Source organism: Bacillus sp. 165 (assembly GCF_017742235.1).
In the GTDB taxonomy this organism is placed as follows: domain Bacteria; phylum Bacillota; class Bacilli; order Bacillales; family Bacillaceae_G; genus JAGHKQ01.
The window spans coordinates 80,677-97,598 of the sequence record NZ_JAGHKQ010000005.1 but is presented as its reverse complement, the minus strand read 5'-3'; the positions used below and the strand labels follow the sequence as shown (position 1 = coordinate 97,598).

At 38.9% G+C, this 16,922-nt stretch carries 18 protein-coding genes; 11 read left to right on the top strand and 7 right to left on the bottom strand.

The window, feature by feature from the left end:
- Positions 1 to 3 precede the first annotated feature (3 nt).
- The 4 genes from J7Q84_RS09855 (at position 4) to J7Q84_RS09840 (ending at position 4,788) form a co-directional block, all read left to right on the top strand.
- On the top strand, positions 4 to 1,173 hold the full coding sequence (locus J7Q84_RS09855; RefSeq protein ID WP_209094364.1) for an aminotransferase class I/II-fold pyridoxal phosphate-dependent enzyme: 1,170 nt from the start codon (positions 4 to 6) through the stop codon (positions 1,171 to 1,173).
- Positions 1,174 to 1,303: 130 nt separating this feature from the next.
- Positions 1,304 to 2,275 carry an ATP-grasp domain-containing protein gene (locus J7Q84_RS09850; RefSeq protein WP_209094363.1) on the top strand — a complete coding sequence of 324 codons (972 nt, stop codon included), beginning with the start codon at positions 1,304 to 1,306 and terminating at the stop codon, positions 2,273 to 2,275.
- Positions 2,276 to 2,406: 131 nt separating this feature from the next.
- Entirely contained in the window at positions 2,407 to 3,489 is a 1,083-nt protein-coding gene (locus J7Q84_RS09845) for a GNAT family N-acetyltransferase (RefSeq protein ID WP_209094362.1), read from the top strand.
- A gap of 354 nt (positions 3,490 to 3,843) precedes the next feature.
- Positions 3,844 to 4,788: a transglycosylase SLT domain-containing protein gene (locus J7Q84_RS09840; protein ID WP_209094361.1), complete on the top strand. Its 945-nt coding sequence runs from the start codon at positions 3,844 to 3,846 to the stop codon at positions 4,786 to 4,788.
- Between the two features lie 94 nt (positions 4,789 to 4,882).
- Here J7Q84_RS09840 and J7Q84_RS18580 read toward each other — a convergent pair whose 3' ends face one another.
- On the bottom strand, positions 4,883 to 5,017 hold the full coding sequence (locus J7Q84_RS18580; RefSeq protein ID WP_280635581.1) for a hypothetical protein: 135 nt from the start codon (positions 5,015 to 5,017) through the stop codon (positions 4,883 to 4,885).
- A 155-nt stretch (positions 5,018 to 5,172) separates the two neighbouring features.
- On the bottom strand, positions 5,173 to 6,063 hold the full coding sequence (liaG, locus tag J7Q84_RS09835; protein WP_209094360.1) for a LiaG family protein: 891 nt from the start codon (positions 6,061 to 6,063) through the stop codon (positions 5,173 to 5,175).
- A 357-nt stretch (positions 6,064 to 6,420) separates the two neighbouring features.
- Here liaG and J7Q84_RS09830 point away from each other — a divergent pair, with 357 nt between their 5' ends.
- Positions 6,421 to 6,906 carry a sigma-70 family RNA polymerase sigma factor gene (locus J7Q84_RS09830; RefSeq protein WP_209094359.1) on the top strand — a complete coding sequence of 162 codons (486 nt, stop codon included), beginning with the start codon at positions 6,421 to 6,423 and terminating at the stop codon, positions 6,904 to 6,906.
- A gap of 38 nt (positions 6,907 to 6,944) precedes the next feature.
- On the opposite strand, the gene J7Q84_RS09825 is transcribed toward J7Q84_RS09830, so the two are convergent.
- Positions 6,945 to 7,400 carry a competence protein ComK gene (locus J7Q84_RS09825; protein ID WP_209094358.1) on the bottom strand — a complete coding sequence of 152 codons (456 nt, stop codon included), beginning with the start codon at positions 7,398 to 7,400 and terminating at the stop codon, positions 6,945 to 6,947.
- Positions 7,401 to 7,674: 274 nt separating this feature from the next.
- Between J7Q84_RS09825 and tagU the strand changes: the two genes are divergently transcribed.
- From tagU to J7Q84_RS09805, 4 genes are all read left to right on the top strand, one after another.
- Complete coding sequence (gene tagU, locus J7Q84_RS09820) at positions 7,675 to 8,586, top strand: polyisoprenyl-teichoic acid--peptidoglycan teichoic acid transferase TagU (RefSeq protein ID WP_209094357.1); 912 nt, start codon at positions 7,675 to 7,677, stop codon at positions 8,584 to 8,586.
- Positions 8,587 to 8,673: 87 nt separating this feature from the next.
- On the top strand, positions 8,674 to 9,183 hold the full coding sequence (locus tag J7Q84_RS09815; protein ID WP_209094356.1) for a DoxX family protein: 510 nt from the start codon (positions 8,674 to 8,676) through the stop codon (positions 9,181 to 9,183).
- A gap of 320 nt (positions 9,184 to 9,503) precedes the next feature.
- Positions 9,504 to 9,683, top strand: a complete 180-nt coding sequence (locus J7Q84_RS09810) for a hypothetical protein (protein WP_209094355.1) — start codon at positions 9,504 to 9,506, stop codon at positions 9,681 to 9,683.
- 87 nt (positions 9,684 to 9,770) lie between these two features.
- Positions 9,771 to 10,169 (top strand): DUF4359 domain-containing protein, encoded by a 399-nt coding sequence (locus tag J7Q84_RS09805; protein ID WP_209094354.1) that lies wholly within the window; start codon positions 9,771 to 9,773, stop codon positions 10,167 to 10,169.
- 16 nt (positions 10,170 to 10,185) lie between these two features.
- Here J7Q84_RS09805 and J7Q84_RS09800 read toward each other — a convergent pair whose 3' ends face one another.
- Positions 10,186 to 10,407: a DUF2922 domain-containing protein gene (locus tag J7Q84_RS09800; RefSeq protein WP_209094353.1), complete on the bottom strand. Its 222-nt coding sequence runs from the start codon at positions 10,405 to 10,407 to the stop codon at positions 10,186 to 10,188.
- A 27-nt stretch (positions 10,408 to 10,434) separates the two neighbouring features.
- The gene (locus J7Q84_RS09795) at positions 10,435 to 10,659 is read right to left on the bottom strand and encodes a DUF1659 domain-containing protein (protein WP_209094352.1); all 225 of its coding nucleotides are present in this window, start codon (positions 10,657 to 10,659) and stop codon (positions 10,435 to 10,437) included.
- A gap of 149 nt (positions 10,660 to 10,808) precedes the next feature.
- Between J7Q84_RS09795 and J7Q84_RS09790 the strand changes: the two genes are divergently transcribed.
- Positions 10,809 to 11,318 (top strand): VanZ family protein, encoded by a 510-nt coding sequence (locus J7Q84_RS09790; RefSeq protein WP_209094351.1) that lies wholly within the window; start codon positions 10,809 to 10,811, stop codon positions 11,316 to 11,318.
- 401 nt (positions 11,319 to 11,719) lie between these two features.
- Complete coding sequence (locus J7Q84_RS09785) at positions 11,720 to 12,247, top strand: DinB family protein (protein WP_247739187.1); 528 nt, start codon at positions 11,720 to 11,722, stop codon at positions 12,245 to 12,247.
- A 251-nt stretch (positions 12,248 to 12,498) separates the two neighbouring features.
- On the opposite strand, the gene J7Q84_RS09780 is transcribed toward J7Q84_RS09785, so the two are convergent.
- Complete coding sequence (locus tag J7Q84_RS09780) at positions 12,499 to 15,261, bottom strand: DEAD/DEAH box helicase (protein ID WP_209094350.1); 2,763 nt, start codon at positions 15,259 to 15,261, stop codon at positions 12,499 to 12,501.
- The gene (locus tag J7Q84_RS09775; RefSeq protein ID WP_209094349.1) at positions 15,245 to 16,870 is read right to left on the bottom strand and encodes an SWIM zinc finger family protein; all 1,626 of its coding nucleotides are present in this window, start codon (positions 16,868 to 16,870) and stop codon (positions 15,245 to 15,247) included. Before J7Q84_RS09775 ends, J7Q84_RS09780 begins: the two co-directional genes overlap by 17 nt.
- Positions 16,871 to 16,922 lie beyond the last annotated feature (52 nt).

Below are 16,922 nucleotides of genomic sequence, written 5' to 3'. Positions count from 1 at the left end.
ATAATGTCCGCTGAAAAAAGAATTTATTTATCTCCTCCACATATGAGTGGAAATGAGCAAAAGTATATTAATGAAGCATTTGAACAAAACTGGATTGCACCGTTAGGGCCGAATGTAGATGGCTTTGAAAAAGAACTGGCGGAGTATGCAGGAACAAAAGGCGCTGCGGCGGTAAATTCCGGAACGTCCGCAATCCATTTAGCTTTAGAATTATTAGGAGTAGCGCGTGGAGACACTGTTTTTTGTTCTTCACTAACGTTTGCAGCAAGTGCCAATCCGATTGTATATCAAGGAGCAGAACCAGTTTTCATAGATTCAGAGCCGGAAACATGGGGCATGTCGCCAGCGGCTTTAGAGAAAGCGTTTCAAGCTGCAGTGAAGGATGGAAGGATGCCCAAAGCGGTGATTGTAGTACATTTGTTAGGGCAAAGCGCAAAGCTCGATGAGATCATGGATATTTGTAATACATATAATGTTCCTGTAATTGAAGATGCTGCTGAATCGCTCGGTAGTACATATAAAGGGAAACAAACAGGTTCCTTCGGTAAATTCGGTATTTACTCTTTTAATGGAAATAAGATTATTACTACATCAGGCGGCGGCATGCTTGTTTCGAATGATGAAGAAGCATTGCACAAAGCACGGTTCCTAGCTACGCAGGCACGGGACCCAGCTGTACATTATCAGCATAGCCGCATTGGATATAATTATCGGATGAGTAATATTCTTGCAGGTATCGGGCGAGCCCAGCTGGAAGTGTTAGATGAGCGTATAGAGAGCCGCAGGAACATATTTAATTGCTATAAGCAGCGGCTTGAATATATAGGCGGCATTGCGTTTATGCCTGAACTAGAACAGACCATGTCAAACCGTTGGCTGACTGCTTTGATGATTGACGAAGCAGCAGCTATTAGCTGCTTGGATATTATTCATGCTTTAGAAGCAGAGAATATTGAAGCACGTCCAATTTGGAAGCCTCTTCATATGCAGCCTGTCTTTAAAGGAGCTAAATATTACTCTCATGGAGAGAGCGAAAATGTTTCCGAGAGATTATTTAAACAAGGATTATGTTTGCCATCTGGGTCAAGCTTGACAAGAAAAGATCAAGACAGAGTAATTGCAATCGTGAAGCAGGTGCTTGATTCTGCTGTAGTAAAGCAGGGAGTATACTAGGAGAGATGGAATAAAAGAAAAGGCTGTATTCTAAAGCAATGCCGGAATCTAGTCTGCTTCTTTCCACATAAAGATGTGATGCATAACATCATCCATTGTTTAAAACCTAATCGGTTGAAGGGGATGAAAAATGAACATTTTAATAAGCGGAGCCGGACGGCGTGTAAAGATGGTAAAATATTTCAAAGAAGAGCTTAGTAAAGTAGGCGGGAAAATTGTAGCTGTGGATTGTGATCCGACAGCATCGGTTGTATATTGGGCAGATGCCTTTGAAATCGTTCCATGCATAGATCACCCGGATTATATCCAAGTGCTTAAGCATGTATGCCGTAAGCATGACATAAGAGGGGTAATTTCGTTAATAGATCTTGAACTGCCTTTATTAGCAAGCTATAAAGAAGAATTTCAAAAGGAAAACATCTCACTTATCGTTTCCGATAAAGAAGTGATAGATATTTGCTTTGATAAATATGCAACATATGAATTTTTACAAAAGCATAATATACCGACAGTTCCTACTTACCTTAACTTAGATGAACTTATGACAGATATGGACAGCAATAAAGTGAAATTTCCTTTGATTGTAAAGCCAAGAAGAGGCAGCTCTAGTATTGGAGTGTGTAAAGTACATTCAATAAAAGAGCTTCAGGCAGTATTGGGGTTATCTCAGGAGTACATTATACAGCCATTCATAGAAGGGGATGAGTACGGAACGGATTGCTATGTTGATATGCTTACGCAACGTCCTGTTAATATTTTTTGCAAGAGAAAAATAAAGATGAGAGCGGGAGAAACGGATAAATCTCTTGCTATAAAGGATCCAGATTATATCTCCTTGATAGAAAGGCTTATAGAGGTACTTAAACCAATTGGACCGATTGATATTGATTGTTTTAAATATGAGTCAGGATATGTTATTTCAGAAGTTAATCCGAGGTTTCGCGGAGGATATTTGCATGCACATGAAGTAGGGCAAAACTTTATTAAAAAGATCATCAATAACATGATGGGAACCACTAACGTTAGTAACGTTGGAAATTATAATGAGGGTTCGATAATGATAAAGTATGATGATGTAAAAATCTTAAGCTCATTTGAATAGATACGTAGAGAAGCCTTATCATGACAAATCTGGTGAAACTGTATGCTTTTAAGAGTGTGCAGTTTTTTTATTGGGTGAAAAAGGTGTTGGACTGATGATAGTAATTTTCTATTAAGTGGGGAGTGATCAAAATGTATCAAGTTATATCATTTACAGATAAGCATAAATGGGAAGAGGCACTGCAGCAGTTTTCACAAAAAGATGTGTATTATTTCCAAGAATATTGCAGCTTATATCATACCATTGGGGATGGAGAGCCTTTTTTATTTTTATATAAAGATAAAAAGGGGAATAAGCTTTGTTATATATTTATAAAAAGACCAATTCAATCACTTCCGTTTGTCACTCAGGAAGAAGGCTTATATGATATTATTACTCCTTACGGCTACGGCGGTCCGTTATACGACGATATGGATGAAGAAGGGATAAGAGAATTTAGAAAAGAATTTGAAGCGTATTGTCAAAGTGAAAATATTATTAGTGAATTTGTGAGGTTTCATCCATTATTACATAATCATAAACACTTGGAAAATACGATGGATGTTATATACGATAGAGAAACAATTTACATTGATTTGTCCAAAAGTGAAGAAGAAATGTTTGCACAATACCATACAAATCATAAACGAAGTATAAAAAAGGCGTTAAAAAATCAGCTTGAATTCAAGGTATTTATGAAAGAAGAGGCAATTGCCCAAACAGAAGCATTCTTTCAATTATACTGTGAGACGATGGATAAATTGAATGCATCCTCTTACTATTATTTTTCAAACGATTATGTCAAACAGCTGTTATCAGGCCTTTATGAAAATGTGATGATCGGAGCGGTATTCTTTGAAGGGAAGATGATTTCAGCAGCCTTGTGTATGTATGAAGGAGATTTTTTACATTACCATTTAGGATGCTCCAAAAAGGAATACTTGCACCTTGGCACAAATGTTTTTCAATTCCATAACATCGCTCTGTGGGGCAAGGAAAATGGATGCCGCACTTTTCACTTAGGCGGAGGGCATGTAGGAAGAGATTCATTATTTCAATTTAAGCACCGATTCCATCAGGAAGGAACGGTTGGCTTTTATGTAGGGAAAAAGATTCTGCAGCCGGAACGATATCAAGAATTAGTAGGGAAATGGGAAGAGTATTATTCCCAACAAGCACTCGAAGGCTTTTTTCCAGCCTATCGCCGTCAGGTAAAAGTGCATGAGACAGTTTAGGAAGGTTGTTTTGGTAATCTGACTATAAGATTAACTATATCTAAAAAATTCAGATTGTGGCTCAAGAAAGGGTATCTATCATTACATTGCTTCAGATTCATCGAAGCTGGTTATCTAAGGTTGTTTGTGAAGTTGGATAAAGCTCCCTGCATTTGTGGGGAGCTTTTTTGGTGTTTCTGCCTTATAATCGTTCCATTATGATGAGAAGATGATTCGGTTGGTGTTGGTAACAGAAATGCAGTTTTTAAAATGTATCAAGAACTGCTATAAAACTAAATATTTTGAATTATAGAAAATTAATATTCTATCATGGTAATATATATTAGATATTAAGATAGATAGGAGGAATAAAGCATGAAGTCGATTATACCAAAAATAGGAGTATTAACCTGTTTAATGTTTCTCGGTTGGTTTCATGAAAGCGCTTCGGCAGAGTCAACATGGTCATCAAAATGTCTATCATACGGTACAATAAAGCCAAACCAAAACCCCTCATTTCAACATTTGAACTGCTTACTCACAAATGCAGCATTAGAAGCAAATATCCCCCCGGAAGTTGTGAAAGCTGTAGCCACGCAAGAGAACGGCTGGAAACAATTCAATGAGAGTGGTCAGCCTGTAGTTTCGCAAGATGGTGGAATTGGCCTTATGCAAATTACGAATCAATCAAACTATGACCAACAAAAATTGAAATATGACATCTATTATAATATTCAAGCAGGTATTGAAATTCTTAGCAGTATGTATTACCGCACAGATCTTCCTAAAATCAAAGGAGCAGGATCAGAGGTAATAGAAAATTGGTACTTCCCTGTTATGGCTTACAACGGTACAAAGCCTATAAACAGCCCTCTTTATCAAGCCACTGGCTTGATAAATGAAAATGCCTATCAAGAAAGAGTATTCACAAATCTTGAACAAAACAGCTTCTTAGGTGGTACTTCCTTAGGCCAGTATCCATTTAAAACGACTGATTTTGAATACGACCCTAACAGCAGCAAGAACATTGTTTTTACACAGATGGAATACATATTGACCGATCAGATGCATGCTTCTGCATATCATTTTCAAGCAGGAAATGAGGTAGTTGTAACAAAGGATAGTGTGAATTTAAGGTCAAAGCCTACTACTGCATCTGACAGATATGTATTGGCTAAAAATACTGTGTTGATTATTACGGGAGATTTTGTGTTTGATCAATCTGCAAGCAATAAAAACCAATTTGTATGGTATCCTGTTAAAACTGTAGATCAAAAAGTGGCAGGTTATATTTCCTCTGCTTATATTATTCAAAAGTGATTGTGAAAAAGAAATAAACGAAAAGCTGCCGATTAGACATTCGGCAGCTTTTCGTTTATGGTCCGTATTCTAGTAAAAGCACGCAATTCAACACTCATTCACTTGATTGCGTTGTATTAAAAAACTCAGTGTTTTCAGATGCAGTATTCTTTGTTTTCGTATCCTTACCCATCTTCCCATCAGATTCGTAGCTTAATTTAAATGCTTTTTTATTCTGCTTGCTTTTCATCTTATTGTCACCTCATTTATCTTGCTAATCATCAACAACTTCACTTTATCATGATGTGAAACTCTGAATGTATTTATGCAAGAATATGGGGAAAAGGAGCATTAGCATCATTTTGAATACGATTTACTCACTGTACAGATAAAGCGGGTTTTTAATCAGTATAGATGAACATTTCCACTTGAAATTCGAATGTTCATTTTATGCTTTCCTGTTCCGTACGTTCCTCTAATATTATCGTGCTTATTGGTTGTTACGTTGTGAAGCGGAAAATCATAACGGATGTTGCCGCTTGACGCTTTTGCGTCCAAGGTGAAATCGGCATCCTTAGGCAAGTGAAGAGCGACATTGCCTGAGCTTGCTTCAATATTCACAGGTCCGTTCAGCTTGTCAATTTGGGCAGTGAATTTGCCGGAAGATAGGTCTGCGTTCAGTCCGCCGATGTAGTGGAGGAGCGTTACATTGCCTGAGCTTAAGTCAAATTCGGATAATTTGGCTGTTATATCCCGCAGCTGTAGATTTCCTGAGGACATATCGGTTTCTAAATGATTAACTTGCAAGTATTGCAAATCAGCATTGCCTGAGCTCATATCGATTTCTAATTCTTTTAGTATCAGGGGTTTTTGTTTAGACGTTCCATATAATTCAAGCTTTCCAGATGAAAGGTCAATATCCACATTATTATGGTAATTTATTGGGATGTGAATGGTTAAATCCATGCTTTTATGAAACGAAAAAATATTAAACCAGTGAAACCATGGCCGTTCGATTGCCACGCTTATCTGGGAGCCGTCACGTTCGACAGCCAGCTTTACATTCTTTGTTCCATTCTTTTGTAAATCGGCAGATAAGTCTTCCCGATCTTCTGGAATGATGCGGACATTCGCTCCGCCGGCATTAATTTTTACAATTTGAGTATTGTCCATACTTGAAGCTTGTTTAACTTTCATATTACCAGAGAACCAAGTAAATATAACGTTGTGTTGAATGACTGTAAACAATAGCGCGATGCTGATTAAAAGCAGGATAGCGCCGAGAATCTTCCTCATATTTTCCCCTCCTAGTATTTCTTCTAAACTGGCTATCAATAGCGTATACTTTTTTTCTCCTGCGTAAAACGGTCTTTCTATGTAATATTTCTAAGACTTAAGATGTAGCTCCTCTGCGATGAAGGTCGTATTTGTAAATCCAAGTAACTGTTCAGCATGTGCTGTTAGTTTTTTCACCCAATATTATGCTGTTACATCGAGAGTTCTTTAGAGAAATACAAGAAAACACTTTAGGGGAATTTGAAATTTATCTATAAGGAAATACAAGATTCAGGAAGGTGAAGTTACTCCGTTAACTTTGTATCTTAAAAGTACCGCGGAATAACTGAAAGGCGCGCTTTTCGAAGGGACTAGCTCGTGAAGCCGGATACGTTTGAGAAAACCGTTGTACTGTACGAGAACATGATTAAAAATCAGATCAAGCAGCTGTCTATTTATCGTGATTATGAGGATTTTTATCAATGTGGATTAATAGGATTATGGAAAGCGTATGAGAAGTTTGAAGAGGAAAAAGGGTGTTTTTCTGCGTACGCCCTGCATACGGTGAGAGGTTATTTATTAGGCAGGCTGAGGTCCGAGTGCCGCTTTGAACGTAAGCATACTTTTCTGGATTCTGAAATTACAGAAATGATTCCAGATGAAAGTGTATGTGAGAAAAAGGAAGATATCGAACAGTATTTGAAAGAGTTGAATGACCTGCAGAAATATGTATTTTTGCAGCGGTTTTATTATGGAAAAAGCTTAACTGATATTGCGAAAGAGCAGGATATGACCTATGACAAGGTCCGGTATTTGTACCGAGAAGGGCTTCGTAAGCTAAAGAAGAGGTATATTCACGTGTAAAAAAAGCCCCATCAGCACTTTGGTTGATGGGGCTTGTATTATTTTTGCAGTTGAAAATATGCGATAATATGAGCGGCTTTATGTAACTGCTGCTTTGTAGTGTAGTAGGTGGAATCAAGTTGAAACTGCTGCCCGTTACGAAAGTGAAGAAGGGTAGTATTATCGTGTTGTTCGTAGCCGGTGACATGAGCATAAAAAAACCATGTACAATCCCATCGTTCTGGGGATTTAGATGGAATAGCACATATTCTTTTTTCCTTATCAATTAAAATAGGAATGTTTTGTTTGTAGGAAAATAAGGACTTGATGGCATCCCTTTTTCCTGAATAGGTGGCTCCATCTCGTACACAGCTCTCTTTAATGACTTCCCAGCATGTTTGCTTGGAATAAAACCACCCTTTTTCATCTAATATTTTTGTTTGATACTCCATATGTGTGTAAGGCAGAAGGGCAATCGTTGATTCTGAAATAGTATAAGCAGCATATTTTTTCATAATATCCCTCCATACGTAGTTTTACTGTTATAATAATATGGAAATATTATACAAATATTAAAGGGATATGAATATTTATATAATAAATTATTAATAAGCTCTAATATTAAGTTTTGTTTTAAACAAACGTTTGATTAGTAAAAATTTTTTTTGCATTAACAGTGGTAAAAGGGCTCTTATACTAATAGAAATTTCATTTGCATCCCTGCTTATGGAATGTTCATTTTATTTTTGTTCATACTATTAGCAGTATATTAATGGAGGAACAATCGGAATGGCGAAACGTATTATTCTTTGGCTTGCCGTCCTCTTATTGGTAATTATCGGAGGTACAGGCGTCTATGCCTATAATATGTATACATCCTTAAATAAAACACTAGAATCTGTGCATGAGCCGGTTGTACGTGATTTTTCGAAAAGGCGTCCGAAGCAGGTGGAGGTAAAAAGACAGGAGCCTCTCTCTATCTTGCTTCTTGGAGTAGATGAACGAGCCAAGGATAAAGGACGGTCGGATTCTCTTCTTTTAGTGACGGTGAATCCAAATCGGAGCTCTACTAAGGTATTGAGTATTCCTCGGGATTCCTATGCAGAAATTGTGGGAAGAAAAGGCAAGGATAAAATCAATCATGCATATGCGTATGGCGGTGTACAGATGGCAATGGATACTGTAGAGCAGTTTTTAGATGTGCCGATTGACTATTATGTGCAAGTGAATATGGAAGGATTTCGGGATATTGTTAATGCGGTGGGCGGTGTGACTGTGGATAATCCATTTGCTTTCACCTTTGAAGGAGCCTCTTTTACTAAAGGGCTGCTTCACTTAAGTGGAAAGCAAGCGTTAAGCTATGCAAGGATGCGGAAAGAGGACCCGAATGGAGATTTTGGAAGGCAGCAGCGCCAGCGCCAAGTTATCCAGGCCGTGATTAAACGGGGGGCTAGTTTTTCATCCCTTACACATTATGGAGATATTTTGCAGGCTATTCAAAAAAACGTAAAAACAAATGTACCGCCTGGAGAAATATATACAATCCAGCAGCATTATAAAGGAGCAAGTCAAAATATTGAACAGCTGCAAATACAAGGAGAGGGAAAGCTAACAGACTCGGGATGGTATTACTTTGTATCGGATGCGTCACGGCAAGCTATCTCTAAAGCGCTGCGCGAGCATCTAGAATTGGAATCATAGTAGTAGAATTGTCTAAAAATATTGACTTACCTCGTGCTTCTTTCTATCATTAGGGAAGATAAGGGAGATAGTGGGAGGGAGTACAGGTTGTTTACAGAGTATGTGCGTACAAATAAAAAGATAGCTGTAGTGTTAACTGTTCTGCGCTTGTATCTTGGGATAGTTTGGTGGAGCCACGGGTGGGAAAAGCTTTCCGCAAAGTCGTTCAATGCGACGAAGTTTTTACAAGATGCAATCCAAAAAGCGGGTACAAAAGAAAATCTTGTACAAGATTGGTGGGCATTTATTTTAAAGCACATCATGTTGCCAAACGTAGAAATATTGAATCATCTTATTCCGGTAGGAGAGTTTTTTGTGGCAGTTGGGTTGTTGCTGGGGCTTTTTACACAGGTGTCTCTTCGATTTGCACTTGTGATGAATTTTGCGTATTTGTTCAGCGGCTCCATAGGGGTAAATCCCCAAATGATTGTCCTTTCCTTGCTTCTACTTCAGGCTAAACGTAATGCAGGTAAGATTGGTATGGACGGAATCATAATTGATTCGATCTTTCGAAAGCCGTCTCCGCCTAAAGCACCGCCGATGAAGGGTGCGATGTAAGACGAAATGACTTTATGAAAAAGCTTCCTCTTACTGTACGAGAGAGAAGTAAGTGTGCAGCAGCGGGGGATTCTCGCTGCTTTTATTTTGCATCGCCTTGAAGCTGCAAAGGTTTGATTCATTCAACTAATTCTTAGAGAGGAAAGCTTCAATTGACCATTGTATGAATATAATCGAACAAGCTGCATATAAAATAATGATTGGACTTGGTTCTTAGGAGGAAAAATTGTAAGAAATTTGTAAGATATTTGATAGGAGCAAGAAACAAATCACATGTAAAATAAATATAGAAGGAATGAGAGACGGAAGGAGTGGGTGTGATGAAGAGTACAACTAAGAAATTTACAAAACTCTACCTTTCTTTGTTTCTGGGATTAGTGTTCGTTTGTTGTGCAATCGGCTACTGGCAAGGCGGAGAGGGCACTGCTTCTACGGAATTTGTGAAGGTTGAAAAGCAGGAAGCGCAAGGGGAGACTGTCATTTTGCCTGAGGTAAAATGAAGCGAATAATACAGGCCTTTCACAGCTGTTTAGAAAGAGGAGTTCAGAAGCAAACGTGGAAATGTAGAAGTGGATGGGGGGAAGGCGATGAAAGGTCGGTACATATCGGTTATCCTATTTGTTGTATTATTTATATACTTAGCAAGCAGCAATCCTAGTAAGGGAGAGTATACAGCGTGGGCATCTGAGCAAATTATGACGCGAAATGAGGTACATGCTTATTTGTCTGAGGTGCAGCAAGAGGACGAGGGCGGCTTGCTCAGTGAATTAGCGGGGCTTGGGAAAAAACTGGCCAAGCGTTATTTAGAGCCGCAGGTAGGTATTCTTGTTGACAAGCATACGAAAGAAAAGGATTATATGTTTCTCTCTATGTATACTACCAAATTCAATTTGGGTAGGGAAAACTACGAATATGTAACGCTTGGAATCGCAAATCATTTTATTCCAGTAAAATATCCACAGGAAAAGAAGGAGCCTGCTGAGTAGGCTCCTTCTTTTTCTATTACAGGCTCAGGTTAATGTCAGTAACCGTATGATCTACGAGACGTGCACCTTTTTTACGAGCGGTTGGTGTACTGATAGGTTCAAACACACCTGATGCAAGAATGGTGTCCATCACAGTGTTCACCGCACCTTCATCGACAGGAATAATGGGTGCTTCAATGGAAAGGGTTGTGACCTTGCCGTCGTCCTTTAAAAACTGCAGCTCTAGTACTTGTGCCATTCGTTATTCCTCCTTTTTGGTGAATCATTATGCTTCATTGACACCAGCTGTGCTTGTCAGCTGTATGTTCTCTAACGTACGTGTTTGCAAAGAAGCAATTGCAAGTGCGGCTTCTTGCATGTTTTCCGGTTGTGCGTCTAGCTTGACATTTCTATACACCTTGTTTTTCATAATCGGTTTCCCGTTTTGATCGGTACCTGCATGATAAATAAGGTGTAAGCTCATTTCTTGAACCTCTGTGATTACTGCCATGTTTCTCACCTCCCTTTCGCTTTATATATAAAACGAAAAGGGAGAAAGTTGGTCAAAAAAATGAAAAATATCATAGGAATTGACTCAATTATTCAGAGCTGATACGTATGTGAAAGATATTTTATGGTACACTGTAGTGGGTGTTGTATATGAAAAAGTTATTGTGGTTTTGGCTGCCTGTACTTTTATGGGCAGGGATGATTTTTTATTCGTCCTCGCAGCCGTACGGCAAGCAAGATATGCGTTCTACTATTACGCAGTATATTGATGAGAGTACAGTAGAGCATTTATTTTCTTGGGTGCATTTTACGTATGGAGAAAGCGAGGTCAGCGTGGAGGCACGCGGCGCGTCTGGTTTTTTAGAGTTTTTCCTCAGAAAAGGTGCACATTTTACAGTCTTTTTCGTTCTTGGTGTTTTGATTTGCCGTGCGTTACGAGGATATGGTACGGAGAGAAGGAAAGTATTTCTGTTTGCTTTACTGCTAACAGCAGGATATGCTTCCTTTGATGAGCTGCATCAGTCCTTTACAGCAGACAGGACGCCGATGTGGCAGGACTCCGTACTTGATACGTGTGGCGGGTTCATCGGTATAACAATGTGGACGTTATTGACAGGTAAAAAAAGAAGAGGATTACTTTATAAAATTAAAGACAAGTGAATGTACTTTCTTATTACGAGTATGTTAAAGTGCCTTTAATGTTACGCATGATGTTAAATGGGTACATCACTAATTTAAATAGTGGTGTACTTTTTTATTATTGAGACCTCATTTATTACCACAACAAAGTGTTTTTTAGAATACTTTTATAATTCGTGAAGAACTTCGTAAAGACTTAATAAGGTGTTATATTTCTGATTAATAGACCTTGTCCAACTAATGCATGCCTTAGTTGAATTGCATAATTGACTGCATAGTTTTTTATTGGGCTACATGTTCAGGGAGTATATTCAACAAATCATACTGATGAAAATGACTTAAAAAAGGTTAATTTTATGTAGGGGATTTGATTACTTCTCTAGAAATAAAGAGGTTGGACAAAAATGAGAGGGGTTACAACAATGATTGATAAAAACAATTTATTTTTAGTTGGGGAACAAGATGGAGTTAAAGGAGATTTTAATACATTAAAATCAATGATGACATACGTAAGATATACAACATTGGAAGCAATTAAAGATATTACTGTAGAGGAACTAGATTATCTACATGCTCCAACAGGTAATACAATTGGGATGTTACTTACCCATATGGCAGGGGTCGAATATTGGTATCAACTTAATACCTTCGAAAATCGAGATTTAAATAAAGAGGAAGAAGAGAAATGGTTACCTGGTTTAGATTTAGGCGAAGAAGCAAGAGAGAAAATTAAAGACAATGATGTAGCTTATTATATTAATCTTTTAAATACGATTCGAGAAGATACATTTGCAAAATTTAATACACTTTCAGATGTATGGTTACATGAGAAGTCAGAATTTGGAAGGGATATAGCGACAAATTACTTTAAATGGTTTCATGTATTTGAAGACGAAATCAATCATCGAGGTCAAATAAGAATGATTCGTAAGTTATATAAAAATAGTTAAAAATAGTTATCCTGTATTGATGAATGCTTGGCAATCAAAGGTACAGGTTTTATTAAATCTTAATGGGTTTCAATTCTCAAAATAAAAATACCAATATAAAAGGATCTTCTGCAAAGAAAAAAGTTCCTTTTTGTAGTACAAAAATAGGATAGAAATAGCAAATAAATCTTTTGCTTTCTATCCTTCTTTTTTGTATTTATAATGTTTAAATATAAATATTTTTTCTCATTTTCTTGACCTTCAATAAAAAGCTATACCCCCAATAATTCCCTTAATTCTTCTGTACTCAGCTCCGTAATCCAATTGTCACTAGAAATGATTGCATCATTCAGTGACTGTTTTTTCTCCAACATATCATCAATTTTTTCTTCCAATGTTCCAGTTGTAATCAGTTTATGGACATGTACGAAGCGCTTTTGACCAATGCGGTAGGCACGATCTGTTGCTTGATTTTCGACAGCCGGATTCCACCAGCGATCGTAATGAATGACATGGTTGGCTGCAGTCAGGTTTAAGCCGGTTCCGCCTGCTTTTAAAGAAAGAATAAAGATTTTGTATCGTCCTTTTTGAAACTGTTCGATCATGGTATCTCGTTCTGTCTTGCGGACGCTGCCATTTAAAAATAATACAGGTTCACCCGTTTGCTGCTCCAGCTGCTGTTTCAGCATATTGCCCATACGAATATACTGTGTAAAAATGAGGCAGCTTTCGTTTTGTTCGCGTATGCTTTCGATCAGTTCCATTAGTTTTTGCATTTTCATCGAACGTTCAATGATATCTTCTGGTTCATTTTCCTTTAAATAGAGTGCAGGATGATTGCAAATTTGCTTTAATTTGTTCAGCATAAGCAAAATAAACCCTCTTCGTTCGATGCCTTGGAGCCCCTGAACGTTTTCAAGTGTGTCCTGCACCATTTGTTCGTATAAAGAGGCCTGTTCGACTGTTAAATGGCAATATTCTTTTTGCTCCTGCTTATCTGGCAGGTTTAGAGCTACATCTTTGTCTCGTTTTGTTCGGCGCAGTAAGAACGGTGAAATAAGAAGCTGCACTTGTTGGATTTTCTCCTCGTCCCGATCCTTTTCAATCGGCGTGATGAAGCGGCGTTGAAATTGATTTAGGTTACCAAGATAGCCAGGGTTTAGAAAATCAAAAATCGACCAAAGTTCGGATAAGCGGTTTTCCATTGGCGTGCCAGTTAAAGCGATTTTATGAACAGATTCTAGACGACGCACTGCACGAGATTGCTTCGTTTGGGCATTTTTAATATTTTGCGCCTCGTCCAAAACAATGGCGCTCCATGTATAGGAGGCGAGCTCCTCTTCATCTAGATTTGATAAAGCGTAGGAGGTTAAAATGACATCTTTTCCTTCTAAAGAAGGAAGAAACGCTTCCCCCTTCGCTCGAGTGGAGCCATAATGTAAAGCTACCGTTAAATGCGGAGCAAACCGTTCGAATTCTTTCTGCCAGTTGCCAAGCACTGATGTAGGCGCCACAATGAGGGAAGGACCATCTAGTAAGCCGTGTTCCTTCGCATATGTAAAATAGCCAATCGTTTGCAAGGTTTTACCGAGTCCCATATCGTCAGCCAATAGTGCGCCAAATCCAAGGTGACGCAAATATAAAAGCCATTCAACACCTGTTTGCTGATACGGGCGCAAGGTTGCATGCAATGTATCTGGTATGGTGACAGCAGGCACATCGCCGATTTCTGTAAGGCGGTGCAGCAGATTTTCATAATAGTCATCAAGCTCGATGATGATTTGCGAGAAGGGATTATGCTGCTCCTCGTCTTCTTTTTTCGAAGATCGTACAAGCTCTTGCTGTAAAATGTCCTTCATTTGTAAGCCTTGGCGGTCGGCTTTTTCCATCAAGCTTTTAACATGTTCGATAAACTCAGGATCAAGCTTGATCCATTGTCCATTGATGTTAATCAAGCGGCGGTTTTGCTCTACTAATTGTAAAAACTCTTCTTCTGAAAAGTCAGCTCCTTCAGTCGATATGCGCCAATTGAAGTTGACGAGTGTATTCATGCCGAAAAAGGATTGCTGAGAGCGTGTATTGGAATTGACTTGTGCCCGAAGTGATAAGCGGCTGTTTTTCAGGGCCTGCCACCAGGATGGAAGCAAGATATCGACACCGGCAGCCAACAATTCATTGCTTGCTTCTGTTAAAAAGCGCCATGCTTCTTGTTCCAGTAATTCATTTCGGAGCATGCCGTCCTCCACCAGCCATGGTACGAGCTTTCCCCAGCCTGCATAGGTACGGAGAATACGCTCATTATACATAGACCACCTCTTAGGGAGAGAAGCTTCTCCTTCATACAGTACAGACTTTTGCGAGCCCCGCTTGGTAAGGAGAAGAGTTTCCAGCTTCCACATTTCATAGTCTTCCTGAGGCTCCAGCAGACGCAGACTAATTGTGAACGGTGTATCATCCTCTAGGTAACCGATTTTTGTAAGCCAATCTTCTTCGCTTACAGCTGTGATAAGCTGCTTAGCGACAAAAGAGCGATGCTCATAGAGCTGGTGCGCTTTTTCCCAAAGCTTATTGCGCGGCTTTCGTTTCGTCATACTGTCGTTGACGGCTTCGGAGAACCAATGCAGTAAAAAGGGATCTTGAATATCATGACCTTGGGGCTTCCACTCCACCTTGCTTTCCTTCCACTTTTCCATATCAGGAATGAAGCTGCCTTCACGATAATCTTCTATCATGCTCCTTGCCGATTCATGATAGACTTCCAATTCTGGACTGAGACGAAAGTGAATGAAAGAATTTTGCGGACGGGCTGCGACATAATCCAGAGCCATACTGGAGGAAAGAAGAACACCGTCAATTCCGTTTCTTTTTGTTTCATACAACATGGTGCCGTAAAAGGATGCCGCATGCCAGGTAAAGGCATGTTCTTTCCAATCTATAAGAGGAAGGGCTTGCCCATGTTCGTCTTCTCCCCAAAGAAACAAGCTTGTTCCGTTTACCCAATCAGAACGAAGGATAATTTCAGTTTGTTTCATCATTAATTAACTTTCCTTTCCGTAGCTCTTCCTGCAGCGCACGTAGGCGAGAATAGGAAGCTGCAATTGTGGTAATAAAAAGCTCCCATTCGTCTGTCCGTTTTAGTTTCGTATAATGGGTACGCAGTTTTTTTAAATAGCGGACGGCTAATCGGTAGCCTTGCCGGTTTTTTAATGAAATGGCCTCCATTGCAGCGCGGTGATAGAGAGGGAGAACATATTCTCGATTTTCTTTTTCGATTTCCTTTATCACTTCTTTTAGCTCACTTAAATCATTAAACCCAATAAGCATTTGCAGCTCAACCCATCCTTTATACTGCTTTTTATCTAATAAATAGGTGTTGAATTCTACAAAGCTGTAGGGAAGCAGCTCCTCCAGCACAAGCTCTAATCCTGCTTGCTCATTTGCGCCTGCTGCATAGCGTTCATAGGAAGTAAGAAACATGCGGACTAAATCACGGCTCGCATAATAGTTGTCTTCTGTCTTTATATATTCTCTGACATACTTATATGTAAAGACAATCCAGGCTTTAGCACGGTTCCATTGTAATGTGTCGCTAAGCACATCAATCCAGTACAGATATACGCCGGAAAGCTGTCCCGAATAGTCCGCCAGCAGTTTCATAGCTTCGCTGTCTTTTTTTTGTAAAAATAAAAGATGGCTAGAGGCAAGAGCATGCTCAAGGCTGTTGGATTCTTGTTGAATCAGCTGTTGCTCGTCTTTTATCCACAGAGGTCGATTCAACAGCTCTGTCCATATATGACGATAAATATAATAACGTTTGAAAATATGTCCATCGTAATTAAAAAACAGCTGATGAACTGTATGACTAGTTTTCTGTAATACCTCATCGAATGCCATAGGGAAGGCGTGAATAGTAAGTTGTGATACTTGCTCCTCAATTTCATCCACAAACCGTTCAGCGATTGTTGCGGGATTATAATAGGAATATGTATGGTCCTTATCAAAGCTCTTCTCTTCTTGAAGCAGCATTTGGAGTGCAAATAGGGCTGCATTCAATTCAAACAGCTCACGCAGCATAGAGATTTTTGGTGCTTTCCGAATGAGCTTGGCATAAAATTCTTCAAAAATATTTACTAAAAAATACATTTGTCTATAGGAAAAACGTTTTTGTTCTTTTAAAAACGCTTCGTATTCTGTTTCAAAGTATCGAAGCCAGCTTTCGTAGTTCATTTCGTCATAGTGCTGTGTTTTTAGTAATTGCTTTGCGGTTTTTATCTCAGATAGAGCAATTTTCGGTTTGCCCTTTTCTTTAAAACGCTTTGTAATTTCTCCTACTTGTCCAAAGGTAGAAGCGGCATAAAAAAGTACAGCAATCATATGCTCACAATAATTTGGCTGAAAGCAATCACAATAGCTTTGGGATGATTCTCGTACATTTAAGGAAACACTGTGCACATTGTCCTCATCATCAACCGTGCCTTCTAACATATTGCCTTCAAGTGAAACATTATAGACTCTTCCTTCTCTGTATCGCTTCAATCCTTTTGACATGCGTGTGCGATCCTCCTCTAAAAGAGGATCAAGCTTTTTTATTATTTCATCAGCCACGTGCAAAATTTCTTCTTTTCCAATTGAATGCTGCAGCATATAAAAACCCTCCGTACAAACGTCCTATTTGTACTATTATAGCCGAAAATAT

Coding starts and splice junctions, on each gene's coding strand:
- J7Q84_RS09855 (WP_209094364.1), top strand. CDS start 4: ATGTCCGCTGAAAAAAGAATTTATTTATCTCCTCCACATATGAGTGGA.
- J7Q84_RS09850 (WP_209094363.1), top strand. CDS start 1,304: ATGAACATTTTAATAAGCGGAGCCGGACGGCGTGTAAAGATGGTAAAA.
- J7Q84_RS09845 (WP_209094362.1), top strand. CDS start 2,407: ATGTATCAAGTTATATCATTTACAGATAAGCATAAATGGGAAGAGGCA.
- J7Q84_RS09840 (WP_209094361.1), top strand. CDS start 3,844: ATGAAGTCGATTATACCAAAAATAGGAGTATTAACCTGTTTAATGTTT.
- J7Q84_RS18580 (WP_280635581.1), bottom strand. CDS start 5,017: ATGAAAAGCAAGCAGAATAAAAAAGCATTTAAATTAAGCTACGAATCT.
- liaG (WP_209094360.1), bottom strand. CDS start 6,063: ATGAGGAAGATTCTCGGCGCTATCCTGCTTTTAATCAGCATCGCGCTA.
- J7Q84_RS09825 (WP_209094358.1), bottom strand. CDS start 7,400: ATGAAAAAATATGCTGCTTATACTATTTCAGAATCAACGATTGCCCTT.
- tagU (WP_209094357.1), top strand. CDS start 7,675: ATGGCGAAACGTATTATTCTTTGGCTTGCCGTCCTCTTATTGGTAATT.
- J7Q84_RS09810 (WP_209094355.1), top strand. CDS start 9,504: ATGAAGAGTACAACTAAGAAATTTACAAAACTCTACCTTTCTTTGTTT.
- J7Q84_RS09805 (WP_209094354.1), top strand. CDS start 9,771: ATGAAAGGTCGGTACATATCGGTTATCCTATTTGTTGTATTATTTATA.
- J7Q84_RS09800 (WP_209094353.1), bottom strand. CDS start 10,407: ATGGCACAAGTACTAGAGCTGCAGTTTTTAAAGGACGACGGCAAGGTC.
- J7Q84_RS09795 (WP_209094352.1), bottom strand. CDS start 10,659: ATGGCAGTAATCACAGAGGTTCAAGAAATGAGCTTACACCTTATTTAT.
- J7Q84_RS09790 (WP_209094351.1), top strand. CDS start 10,809: ATGAAAAAGTTATTGTGGTTTTGGCTGCCTGTACTTTTATGGGCAGGG.
- J7Q84_RS09785 (WP_247739187.1), top strand. CDS start 11,720: ATGATTGATAAAAACAATTTATTTTTAGTTGGGGAACAAGATGGAGTT.
- J7Q84_RS09780 (WP_209094350.1), bottom strand. CDS start 15,261: ATGATGAAACAAACTGAAATTATCCTTCGTTCTGATTGGGTAAACGGA.
- J7Q84_RS09775 (WP_209094349.1), bottom strand. CDS start 16,870: ATGCTGCAGCATTCAATTGGAAAAGAAGAAATTTTGCACGTGGCTGAT.